This window comes from Phenylobacterium sp., from assembly GCF_041920015.1.
In the GTDB taxonomy this organism is placed as follows: Bacteria; Pseudomonadota; Alphaproteobacteria; order Caulobacterales; family Caulobacteraceae; genus Phenylobacterium.
This window is the reverse complement of the sequence record NZ_JAYRST010000100.1, coordinates 1-10,593: the sequence shown is the minus strand read 5'-3', so window position 1 is coordinate 10,593 and position 10,593 is coordinate 1. Positions and strand designations below refer to the sequence as shown.

Genomic DNA, 10,593 nt, shown 5'->3' with positions numbered 1-10,593 from the left:
CGAGCGATCCATCGAGACCGTCTGGCGGCGCATCGGCGATCTGCTCAATCTGTTCAGCCCCACCGAGTGCGCAAACTACCTTCGCCACGCCGGCTATGCTTCAATCTAAACCAAGCAGGCTCTAGAGCATTTTCCGCCGAAGTGGGCGCCGGTTCGGCGTAGAAAATGCTCAAAATTCAAAGGGTCTTGAACAAAGTCCGATCCAGTCAGATCGGATCTTGCTCAAGAGCCCGGCCGCTTCAGTCGATCTTCTTGAAGAAGCGGCCGCCGTCGAGGTTCAGCCAGGTCCAGGGCTTGAATAGCGACGATCCCGCCTTCCACGACATCAGCACGATCTGCGCCTTGCCGATGATCGCCTCTTCGGGAACGTAGCCCACCCCGCCCACTTCCGGCGGGAAGCGGCTGTCCAGCGAGTTGTCGCGGTTGTCGCCCATCATGAAGTAGTGGCCGGCGGGCACGACATAGGTCTGGGTGTCGTCCATCGGCCGCCCCGGCCCACGGTCGAAGGTGACATAGGTCGAGCCGTCCGGCTTGGATTCCAGGATCTGGGTCACCTGCTGCTCGGGATCGTCGTGGTCGAAGCCGGGGCCGTCGACCTTGCGCGGGATCGGCTTGTCGTTGATCAGCAGCACGCCCTCCATCACCTGCACCCGGTCGCCAGGCAGGCCGACCACCCGCTTGATCAGGTCCTTGCGGGTGTCGCTGGGCAGGTGGAACACCACCACGTCGCCGCGCTGCGGGCCCTTGCCCAGCACGCGGCCCTCGCCCATCGGCGGCAGCAGCGGGAACGAGGCGTAGCTCCAGCCGTAGCTGAACTTCGAGACGATGATGTAGTCGCCCGTCACCAGCCCCGGCTCCATCGAGGACGAGGGGATGGTGAAGGGCTGGAACAGCGCCACCCGCAGCACCAGCGCAATGGCCAGGGCGGTGACGACGGTGGAGACCAGCTCCTTCAGTTCCTGACCGGCGGACTTGGCGGGCGCTTCAGCGGACTTTGTCATGCGCCCAGATGCCGGTTCCGCATGGCCCAATGCAAGCCCAGCTTTGTCCGGACACGCGTCGGGACGCCGGCTGCGCGTCTCAGGCCGCCAGCGGCCCGCCGGCGATGGTGATCCGGTGCATCAGCCGGCGATGGCCCTGATAGTCGTTCATCGCCAGGTGCCAGGTGGCGCGGTTGTCCCAGATGGCGATCGATCCGGGCTTCCAGGAAAACCGCGTCGTGAACTGCGGCTTGATCGCATGCTGGTAGAGGAAGCCCAGCAGCGGCCGGCTCTCTTCGACGCTCCAGCCGTCGAACCGCACCGTGAAGGCCGGGTTCACATAGAGCGCCTTCTTGCCGCTGCCCGGATGGGTGATCACCACCGGATGCACCGCGCTCGGCGTATCGGTCTTGCCGGCCAGATGCGCCTGGTCGGTCTTTCCGTAGACGCCGTCGACGCCATAGATGTGCTCGCTGGCGTGCAGCGCCCGCAGCGATCCCAGCGTCTCCTTCAGGCCGTCCGACAGCGCCTCGTAGGCGGCGTACATGTTGGCGAACTGGGTGTCGCCGCCGGTCGGCGGGGTCTCCACCGCCAGCAGCACCGACCCCATGGCCGGCGCCTGGTCGTAGCTGTGGTCGGTGTGCCAGCCGCCGCCGATATTGGTGGTCTGCTCCTCGGTCTTCTCGACCTTGGCGATCTGCGGATACTTCTCCGACGGCGGGAAGTAGCGGTTGACCACGATCGGCCCGATCTTCTCGGCGAAGGCGATCTGTTCCCCTGGCGTCAGGTTCTGGCCGTGCAGGAAGGCCACGCCGCGGTCGAACACCGCCTGGCGGATCAGGTCGATCTCGGCCTTGCTGGCGCGGGGAACCGAAACGCCGGTGATCTCGGCGCCGCAGCCGTCGGTCTCGCGAATGCTCGCGCTCATCGTCGCCTCCCTGGAGTCCTTGGCGGTCTTGTCTGGCCCTCAGACTGATGTCCTCCCTGGCTCCAGATTGTCACCAAGGTTACAATCGTGCGTATGACGGACGACGAAGCCCGCGCGCTCGCCCTGCTGGACTCCGTGCGCTGGCTGGCGCCCTACGGGCCGGACCTGGCCCGCGCCCTGGTGGCTCAGGGCTCCGTCGCCCGGCTCGCGGCCGGACGCTGGGCCCAGGCCGAGGGCGACGAGGAGACCGGCCTGCTGGTCGTGGTCGAAGGCGCGCTCGATCTCTACTGCCAGGCGCCGGGCGACCGGGAGGTGCGCATCGGCCACATCGGGCCGGGGGCGGCGATCGGCCAGACCATGCGTTTCGGCGGCGGCCCGCGCCTGGTCACTGCGGTCTGCGCCGCGCCCAGCCTGGTGCTGCGCGTCTCCGACGCCGGCCTTACCCGCATCGCCCGCGACCGGCCGCAGGTCTGGCAGGCCGTGGCCGCCGTGGTCTATCTCCAGCTTCGCAGCGCCCTGCAGATGGCGGCGGAAGCTCTTGCCTTGCCGCCACGCGCGCGCATCGCCGCACGCCTGGTCGCCCTGTCGCGCGCCCGCGCCGTCCCGGCGGAACTCGCCCTCAGCCAGCAGGCCCTGGCCGAGTTGACCGGTCTCAGCCGCAAGACCGTCAACGCCGTCCTCGCCGACTTCCAGCGCCGGGGCCTGGTCCGCCGCGACTACGCCCGCCTCGACATCCTCGACCTGCGCGGCCTGGAGCGGATCGCGGGCGCTTAGCGATATTTTCGGCCACCTTGTCGGATCGCCGCCACGTCGTTCGTTCTTGAGGAAGACGGGGCGCAAGGCCCCACCCGATGGAGGAAAGACGATGCGCGTGATGGTGTTCGTAAAGGCCACGGTCGACAGCGAGGCCGGCTTCCCGGCCAGCGGCGAGCTGCTCGAAGCCATGGGCCGCTATAACGAAGAACTGATCGCCGCCGGGATCATGCAGGGCGGCGACGGCCTCAAGCCCTCCTCGCTCGGCAAGCGGGTGGCCTTTGATGGCGACAGCCGCGTGGTCATCGACGGCCCGTTCGCCGAGACCAAGGAACTGGTCGCCGGCTACTGGCTCTGGCAGGTCAAGGACATGGACGAGGCCGTGGCTTGGGTGAAGCGCTGTCCCAACCCCATGCCCGGCCCCAGCGAGATCGAGATCCGCCCGCTCTACGAGCTGGAGGACTTCGACTACGCCATGACCCCCGAGGCCGACGCCGTCCACACCCGCAACAAGGCTGCGATGGAAAGCCGCTGACCCCGGCCGGACGCGCCGTCCTAGAGGCTGTTATGAACCTGAGGGCGGCCGTCCCCCACCCAATCGTCATAGCCGGGCTTGTCCCGGCTACCTATGATCTCCGCCTTTGCGGCAGGAAGCGTCGCACGGGCCGCCGATCCTTGCGATCCATCCGGTGTTCATGGGTAGCCGGGACAAGCTCGGCTATGACGATCTGTTTATGTATCAACTGCTTAGCCAAGCCATCGCTCCGGTCGCCAACCGCGCCAAGTCCCTAACAGCCTCTACGGCTGGCGCAGGCTTTCCCACGAGCGGCCGCCGGCGCTGGCGCTCGCAGTCTGCGTTGTCGCTGCGCGCAGCCAGGCGAGGTTGTTCTCGACCTCCTGCGGCGGCAGGTCCTGACGCGCCAGGCGCTCGGCCTCGGCCATGCGGCCTTGCAGGCCCAGCACCAGGGCCAGATTCTGGCGGACCGCGATTGTGGCGTCCGGCAGGGCGGCGGCCTGGCGCAGCATCGCCTCGGCCTGGCTCGTCTCCCCGCGGCCGGCGCGGAACAGGGCGTAGTTGCTGAGCGCGGTGGCGTTGTGCGGCGCCAGGGCCAGCGCCTGTTCATGCGCGGCGCGCGCCTCCTCGAAGCGGCTGGCCTGCTCGTAGGCGATCCCCAGCAGCGAGGGGATGCGCCAGTCGCGCGGCGCCAGGGCCTGGGCCGTCCGCGCCGGTTCGATGGCGTAGAAGCCCTGGCCGCGGGCGATGTGCGTGCGGGCCAGCTCCAGCATCGCCTCGACGTCCCTCGGATGGACGGCCAGCACCTGGCTCGCGGCCTCGACCGCCTGGGGATAGTTGCCCATCTGGCGCAGGGCGACGGCCATCTGCACCCCAGCCTCGGCGTCGGTCGGATCGATATGCGTCTCGTTGGTCCAGAAGGCGGCGCGCGACAGCGGATCGAGCCGCGCGACCCGCGCGCGCTCTTCGGCGCTCGCCTTGCGCGGCGCAGGCGCCTGGGCCGACGCCTGGGTTTGAGCCTGCGGCGGCGTCTCGGCCTTGGCCGGCTCGCGCTTGCCGAAGGCCAGGGCGGGCGAGGCGACCAGCAGAAGGCCCACGGCGGTTGCGGCGAGAGGCGACATGCGACACATGGAGTGACGGCTCCGGAGGATGGCTGCCCCAAGCATCCCCCGCCCGTTTAAAGGAAGCGTTAAGCATAATTTTCCGCCGCCGGCGGAGCGGGAGAGCGTCATGACCGAAGTCGTCGTCGACCATGCGGAAGGGGCGGCCATCCCGGTCCATGCCCTGCTGGAGCGCGAGACCGCCGCTTTCCTCGAAGGCCGCGCCGCCTTCGTGAAAGCTTTCGCCGAGCTGTCCGGCTTCAAGGGCAAGGCCGGCCAGCTCCTGGTCGTGCCTGACACCGCCGGGGCGGTGGACCGCGTGCTCTACGGCCTGGGCGAGCGCGCCGAGGCCCAGGGCTTCCGCGCCCTGGCGGCCAAGCTGCCGGCCGGCGACTACAAGATCGCCTCGGCTCCCGCCGGTCTCGTTCCGGACGAGATCGCCCTGGCCTTCGCCCTGGGGAGCTATCGTTTCGACCGCTACAAGAAGAAGCGCGAGACGCAGCCGCGCCTGGTGGTCGAGGGGATCGACATCGCCCGCGTGCGCGACATCGCCCACGCCTGCGCCCTGGCCCGCGATATGGTCAACACCCCGCCCAACGACATGGGGCCGCTGCAGATCGAGACCATCGCCCGCGAGATCGCCGAGCAGTTCGGCGCGACCATCACCGTCACCACCGGCGAGGGCTTGCTGGAGGCGAACTATCCGGCCGTCCACGCGGTCGGCCGCGCCGCAGTTCCCGAGCGTGGGCCGCGGATGATCGAGATTCAGTGGGGCGAGGCGGGCAAGCCGCTGGTCGCCCTGGTCGGCAAGGGCGTGGTGTTCGACACCGGCGGCCTCGACATCAAGCCGGCCGCCGGCATGCGGCTGATGAAGAAGGACATGGGCGGCGCCGCCCATGCCCTGGCGCTTGGGCGGATGATCATGGCCGCGCGCCTGCCGGTGCGCCTCGCCGTCCTCGTACCCGCCGTGGAGAACGCCATCAGCGGCGACGCCATGCGCCCTGGCGACGTGCTGGACAGCCGCAAGGGCCTTTCGATCGAGGTCGGCAACACCGACGCCGAGGGACGGCTGATCCTGGCCGACGCCCTGACCCGCGCGGCCGAGCTGGACCCGGCCCTGACCCTCGACCTCGCCACCCTCACCGGGGCCGCGCGCATGGCGCTCGGGCCGCAACTGCCGCCGTTCTATACCGACGACGAGGAACTGGCCGGCCAGATCGAGGCGGCGATGAACGCCGTCGGCGATCCCATGTGGCGCATGCCGCTCTGGAAGGGCTATGTCGACAGTCTCGATTCCGACGTCGCCGACGTGAAGAACGACTCCGACGCCTGGGCTCAGGCCGGCTCGATCACCGCGGCCCTGTTCCTCCAGAAGTTCGCACCGTCCGGCCCCTGGGCGCATTTCGACATCTTCGCCTGGAACCCGCGCGGCCGGCCCGGCTGGCCCTCGGGCGGCGAGGTCCAGGCGATCCGCGCCCTCTTCCGGATGATCGAGGCGCGGTTCGGATGAGGTCCGACCCGCGCGTGACCCTGGCGCGTCCCGACCTCGCCGCGCGGGACCTGGAAGCTATCGTCACCGCCGCTGAATATGCCGATAGGCGCCGATTGGCCTGCGCTGCGCCCGCCGCGGCCATTCGGCGCGATTCCTCGCCCGAGTCCGAGCAAATGGACCAACTCCTTTTCGGAGAAGGGTTTGACGCTCTCGACCTCCAAGAGGGCTTCGTCTGGGGCCAGGCCCGCCGCGACGGTTATGTCGGGTTTGTGGAAGCTTCGGCGCTTAAACCTGCCGATGGCGCCCCGAATATGAAGGTTTCGGCGATCCGCACCTACGCCTTCGCCGAACCCTCGATCAAGAGCCGCGCGCTCGGTCCCTACAGCCTCGGAAGCCTGCTGCGGATCGAGGCGCGGCAGGGCCGTTTCGCCCGCGCCGCCGGCGCTGGCTGGTTCGTCGAGGATCACCTGGCCCCCGTCGGCGTCTTCGAGACCGATCCGGCCGCGGTCGCCGAGCGCTATCTCGGCGCGCCCTATCTCTGGGGCGGCCGCGAGAGCCTGGGCCTCGACTGTTCGGGCCTGACCTTGCAGGCCTTCGGCGCCTGTGGGATCGCGCTCGCCCGCGACACCGACCAGCAGGCCCTGGGCGGGACCGCCGTCGCCGAGGGCGACCTGCGTCGCGGCGACCTGGTGTTCTGGCAGGGCCATGTGGCGATCATGCTGGACGGGGCGGCGATCATCCACGCCAACGCCCATAACATGGCGGTCGCAAAAGAGCCCTTGTCGCAGACAAGGGCTCGATACGTCGCGGCGGGGGTGGGCGAACCCACCGCTTTCCGCCGATATTAGAAAGGCTTAGTGCGCCGCAGCCGGAGCGGCGGCCGCCGGGGCGGGCGCAGCCGCGCCAGCTTCCGGAGCCGCAGCCGCGCCTTCCGCAGCCGCCGGGGCCTCGGCGCCTTCGGCCGGAGCCGCTGCGACCGGGTTCGGCGCCGGGAACGGCAGGGTCGAGCCCTCGCTGTGCAGATAGGCGATCACCGCGATGCGGTCTTCCGGCTTCTTCAGGCCGACGAAGGTCATCTTGGTGCCGGACACGTGCTTCTGCGGCGCCTTCAGGAACTCCGAGATCTCTTCATAGCCCCAGACGCCGACCTTGTTGCCATGGTCGATCATGGCCTGCGAATAGGCGAAGCCCGGGTGCGTGCCCGGCTTCTTGCCCAGGGTGCCGTGGAGGTTCGGGCCGGTGCCGTTGGCGCCGCCGGCGTCGATGGTGTGGCAGGACTTGCACTTGGCGAAGACCGCTTCGCCGGCCTTCACGTCGGCGACCGGCAGCACCGTTCCCCAGTCGATCGGCGCATCCGCGGCCGCGCCGCCCGCGCCGCCGGATTCCTCGGCGACCTCGATCGCATAGCCGGGCTTTTCGACTTCCTTGGGCGCGAACACGCTCGAAGAAACTTCCCGAAGGCCAATAATGGCCAGACCGGTCGCAAGCACGGCGCCAGCGACTTTGTTGAACGTGAGGTCGCTCATAGTCTTAAAATCGGCCCTCTCAGCGGCCAGCCGAACGAGACTGGCGTCTGCGCGGGAATCCCCGCCCCTTATTGCGCCCGGCTCTCTTACACGCTACCGCCGCCCGCGCAACCAGCCAGTTGGTCGCTCGTGGACCTCATGAAACCGATCATCCTCATTCCGGCGCGCATGGCCGCCACCCGTTTGCCCGGCAAACCCCTTGCGGATATCGAGGGAACGCCAATGATCGTCCGGGTTCTGCGCCAGGCCGAAAGGGCCGGCGTCGGCCCGGTCGCGGTCGCCGCCGGAGACGCCGAAATCGTCGCAGCGGTCCAGGCGGCCGGCGGAACCGCGGTGCTGACCGACCCCGACCTGCCGTCCGGCTCGGACCGGATCGTGGCCGCGCTGAACGCCCTCGACCCGGCCGGCGCGCATGACGTGGTCATCAATCTGCAGGGCGACATCCCGTTCCTCGCGCCCTCGGTGATCCAGGCCGCCGCCCGGCTGCTGGCCGGCCAGCCGAGCTGCGACATCTCGACCGTGATGGTCGCCGAGAGCGAACCGGCCGAACGTACGAACCCGGACATTCCCAAGGTCGTCGCGGCCATGCAGCCGGACGGCCGCAGCGCGCGCGCCCTCTATTTCACCCGCTCGGTGCTCTATGGCGACGGGCCGGTCTGGCTGCATCACGGGGTCTACGGCTATCGCCGCGAGGCGCTGCTGCGCTTCTGCGCGGCCCCGCCCTCGCCGCTGGAGCTGCGCGAGCGGCTGGAGCAGCTCCGCGCTCTGGAGCTCGGCATGTCGATCTGGGCCGCGGTGATCGACGAAGCCCCGATCTCGGTCGACAACCCGGCCGACCTCGAACGCGCGCGCAAGTTTGCAAGGGAACACCGATGACCAAGGGACGGATCGCCTTCCAGGGCGAACTCGGCGCCAACAGCCACGAGGCCTGCGTCGCGGCCTTTCCGCAGATGGAGCCCGTTCCCCACGCCACCTTCGAGGAGGCGTTCGAGGCGGTGAAGACCGGCGACTGCCAGCTCGGCATGATCCCGGTCGAGAACTCGATCGCCGGCCGCGTGGCCGACGTGCACCACCTGCTGCCGTCCTCGGGCCTGAAGATCATCGGTGAGCGGTTCAAGCCGATCCACTTCCAGCTCATGGTCAATCCGGGCGTGACGCTGGAGGAGGTGAAGGTCGCGACCTCCATGCCCATCGCGCTCGGCCAGTGCCGCAAGACCATCCGTAGGCTGAAGCTGAAGACCGAGCCGGTGGGCGACACCGCGCTGGCCGCCAAGCTGCTGGCCGCCAACCCCGACCGCGCTCGCGCGGCGATTTCGCCGGCGCTCTCGGCCGAGCTCTACGGCCTGGAGATTCTCGTCCGTGATATCGAGGACGAGCATAACAACACCACCCGCTTCCTGGTGATGACGGCCGACAAGGACCCGCCGCCGCCGCCCTTCACCGCCCCTTGCGTGACCAGCTTCATCTTCCGCGTCCGCAACCTGCCCGCCGCGCTCTACAAGGCGTTGGGCGGCTTTGCGACCAACGGCGTCAACATGACCAAGCTGGAAAGCTACATGGAGAACGGCGCCTTCACCGCCACCTTCTTCTACGCCGAGGTCGATGGCCGGCCGGAGGACCGGGGCCTGGCCCGCGCCTTCGAGGAGCTGCAGTTCTTCTCCGAGCGGTTCGAGATCCTCGGCGTCTATCCGGCCGATCCGTTCCGGGCGCACGCCGGCCGATGAAGACCATCGAGATCGACGCCACGCGCTGCGCCAACCCCAAGGCGTTCGCGCGCCTGCTGCAAGAGGCGATCCAGGCCATTCCGGGGCATGGGTCCAGCATCGAGGCCTTCGTGGATTCGATGGTGTTCGGGACCATGAGCGAGCTTTCGCCGCCCTATACGATCGTCGTCACCGGCGATCTGAAGCTGCCGGTGCGCGCCTTCGCCGCAGAGCTCTCCAACGCCATCGGCCAGGCGCGGCTCGAGCGCCGCACCCGCCGCGGCGACGACGTCGAGGTGGTGCTGAAGGTCGGGTAGTTTCTCCCGCCTTCACGGCAGGGCTATCGCCATCCATGGGTGTCACCCCGGTTTGCGAAGCAAGACCGGGGCCCATGAGCACAGGCGGATCAGAATGTGTCTCGGCAGTGCGAGAACCTGAAAGCTCAGGCGTTCATGGTTCCCGGACAAGCGCTGCGCGCTTTCCGGGATGACACGCGTAAGTGCGAAGCCCAGGAGGAAAGAAAACTCATTCGCTCTCCGCCCAGGTCTTCAGGAGCTGGTGGGCGATGGCGAGCGGGCCGGGGGCGAAGACGCCTTCGACCTTGCCGGCCAGGACGTCGCGGGCCTCGGCCTTCGTGAACCAGCGCACTTCGGAAAGCTCGGTCTGGTCGGGCGTCGCCTCGTCGTCGGCCACCTGCGCGATCAGGCCGATCATCAGCGATGACGGATATGGCCAGGGCTGGGTCGAGTGATAGGCGACCGACAGGGTCTTCAGGCCCGCCTCCTCCTCCAGCTCGCGGGCGCAGGCCTCCTCGATGGTCTCGCCGGGTTCGAGGAAGCCGGCCAGGGCCGAGAACATGCCCTTGGGCCAGATCTCCTGGCGGCCGACCATGCAGCGCTCGCCATGCACGGCCAGCATGATGACCACCGGGTCGGTGCGCGGGAAGTGTTCGGCCTTGCAGGCGGGGCATTGCCGTTTCCAGCCGCCGTCGACCACGTCGGTCTGGTGGCCGCAGGCCGAGCAGTGGCGGTGACGCCGCCGCCACTCGAACATCGACTTGGCCGTGGCGGCCATGGCCGCGTCGGGGCCGGGCATGCGCATGGCCACCGCCCGCAGCTCCTCGAAGGCGCCAAGGCCCGCCAGCGGCCCCTCGACCGGATCGTGCCCGCCCTCCAGATCGACGGCGAACACGGCGGTCTCCTGCCACAGGCCCATGAACAGCAGCCGTTCGGCCCCGCCCGACAGGTCCTCGGCCATGCGCGAGGGGATGTAGGCGATCTGCAGGTCGCCGTTCTGGGCCTTCTCGACCAGCGGCTTGCCGTTCCACAGCGCGATGGCCAGCGAATCGGGCGCGAGCAGTTTTTCGGCCAGCCAGGAGACGTCGCCGCGCCTTTCGCTGGCGCGGTTCAACGGGTTGCCGGCGAAGGTGTTTTGATAGCGGGAGAGCGGCATGTGCGGAGTTGTAGCTGCGCCGACGCTTGCGCGCGAGCGCCAAGGTCGCGATATAGGGGGCGGAGATCGGCGACGGGCGGACGCCTCGCCAACCCGGTCAGGTCCGGAAGGAAGCAGCCGTAACGAGTTTCGCTCCGGGTCGTCG

Annotated in this window: 12 protein-coding genes, 1 other RNA gene and 1 pseudogene; 9 read left to right on the top strand and 5 right to left on the bottom strand. The window is 68.9% G+C overall.

From position 1 onward, the window contains the following. Positions 1–239 precede the first annotated feature (239 nt). Positions 240–1,001, bottom strand: coding sequence for a signal peptidase I (gene lepB, locus ACE3TL_RS15370; protein WP_374579546.1), 762 nt, complete (start codon positions 999–1,001; stop codon positions 240–242). A 79-nt stretch (positions 1,002–1,080) separates the two neighbouring features. After that, entirely contained in the window at positions 1,081–1,908 is an 828-nt protein-coding gene (locus tag ACE3TL_RS15365; RefSeq protein ID WP_374579545.1) for a TauD/TfdA dioxygenase family protein, read from the bottom strand. Positions 1,909–2,001: 93 nt separating this feature from the next. Between ACE3TL_RS15365 and ACE3TL_RS15360 the strand changes: the two genes are divergently transcribed. Then, the gene (locus ACE3TL_RS15360) at positions 2,002–2,682 is read left to right on the top strand and encodes a Crp/Fnr family transcriptional regulator (RefSeq protein ID WP_374579548.1); all 681 of its coding nucleotides are present in this window, start codon (positions 2,002–2,004) and stop codon (positions 2,680–2,682) included. Between the two features lie 91 nt (positions 2,683–2,773). Continuing rightward, positions 2,774–3,196, top strand: coding sequence for a YciI family protein (locus ACE3TL_RS15355; protein WP_374579544.1), 423 nt, complete (start codon positions 2,774–2,776; stop codon positions 3,194–3,196). A 263-nt stretch (positions 3,197–3,459) separates the two neighbouring features. Here ACE3TL_RS15355 and ACE3TL_RS15350 read toward each other — a convergent pair whose 3' ends face one another. Continuing rightward, positions 3,460–4,296: a tetratricopeptide repeat protein gene (locus ACE3TL_RS15350; protein ID WP_374579543.1), complete on the bottom strand. Its 837-nt coding sequence runs from the start codon at positions 4,294–4,296 to the stop codon at positions 3,460–3,462. A 109-nt stretch (positions 4,297–4,405) separates the two neighbouring features. Here ACE3TL_RS15350 and ACE3TL_RS15345 point away from each other — a divergent pair, with 109 nt between their 5' ends. The 3 genes and pseudogenes from ACE3TL_RS15345 to ACE3TL_RS15335 all read left to right on the top strand — a co-directional run bounded on the left by ACE3TL_RS15345 (position 4,406) and on the right by ACE3TL_RS15335 (position 6,615). Beyond that, the gene (locus ACE3TL_RS15345) at positions 4,406–5,785 is read left to right on the top strand and encodes a M17 family metallopeptidase (RefSeq protein WP_374579542.1); all 1,380 of its coding nucleotides are present in this window, start codon (positions 4,406–4,408) and stop codon (positions 5,783–5,785) included. Continuing rightward, positions 5,782–6,042, top strand: a pseudogene (locus tag ACE3TL_RS15340) (peptidoglycan endopeptidase); the annotation flags it as partial. The gene ACE3TL_RS15345 and the pseudogene ACE3TL_RS15340, both read left to right, overlap by 4 nt. Positions 6,043–6,078: 36 nt before the next feature. Then, on the top strand, positions 6,079–6,615 hold the full coding sequence (locus ACE3TL_RS15335) for a C40 family peptidase (protein ID WP_374579547.1): 537 nt from the start codon (positions 6,079–6,081) through the stop codon (positions 6,613–6,615). Between the two features lie 6 nt (positions 6,616–6,621). Here ACE3TL_RS15335 and ACE3TL_RS15330 read toward each other — a convergent pair whose 3' ends face one another. Further along, complete coding sequence (locus tag ACE3TL_RS15330; protein ID WP_374579541.1) at positions 6,622–7,293, bottom strand: cytochrome c family protein; 672 nt, start codon at positions 7,291–7,293, stop codon at positions 6,622–6,624. A 138-nt stretch (positions 7,294–7,431) separates the two neighbouring features. Here ACE3TL_RS15330 and ACE3TL_RS15325 point away from each other — a divergent pair, with 138 nt between their 5' ends. Genes ACE3TL_RS15325 through ACE3TL_RS15315 form a run of 3 tightly spaced genes read left to right on the top strand, consistent with a single transcriptional unit; the run spans position 7,432 to position 9,313 of the window. Beyond that, a complete protein-coding gene (locus ACE3TL_RS15325) occupies positions 7,432–8,169 on the top strand; it encodes a 3-deoxy-manno-octulosonate cytidylyltransferase (RefSeq protein ID WP_374579540.1) in 738 nt (245 codons plus the stop codon). Then, positions 8,166–9,017, top strand: coding sequence for a prephenate dehydratase (locus ACE3TL_RS15320; protein ID WP_374579539.1), 852 nt, complete (start codon positions 8,166–8,168; stop codon positions 9,015–9,017). The genes ACE3TL_RS15325 and ACE3TL_RS15320 overlap by 4 nt, the downstream gene beginning before the upstream one ends. Then, on the top strand, positions 9,014–9,313 hold the full coding sequence (locus tag ACE3TL_RS15315) for a hypothetical protein (RefSeq protein ID WP_374579538.1): 300 nt from the start codon (positions 9,014–9,016) through the stop codon (positions 9,311–9,313). The genes ACE3TL_RS15320 and ACE3TL_RS15315 overlap by 4 nt, the downstream gene beginning before the upstream one ends. Positions 9,314–9,521: 208 nt before the next feature. Here ACE3TL_RS15315 and nudC read toward each other — a convergent pair whose 3' ends face one another. Beyond that, positions 9,522–10,448 (bottom strand): NAD(+) diphosphatase, encoded by a 927-nt coding sequence (gene nudC / locus ACE3TL_RS15310; RefSeq protein ID WP_374579537.1) that lies wholly within the window; start codon positions 10,446–10,448, stop codon positions 9,522–9,524. 61 nt (positions 10,449–10,509) lie between these two features. Between nudC and ffs the strand changes: the two genes are divergently transcribed. Beyond that, positions 10,510–10,593, top strand: an RNA gene (ffs, locus tag ACE3TL_RS15305) — signal recognition particle sRNA small type; the annotation flags it as partial.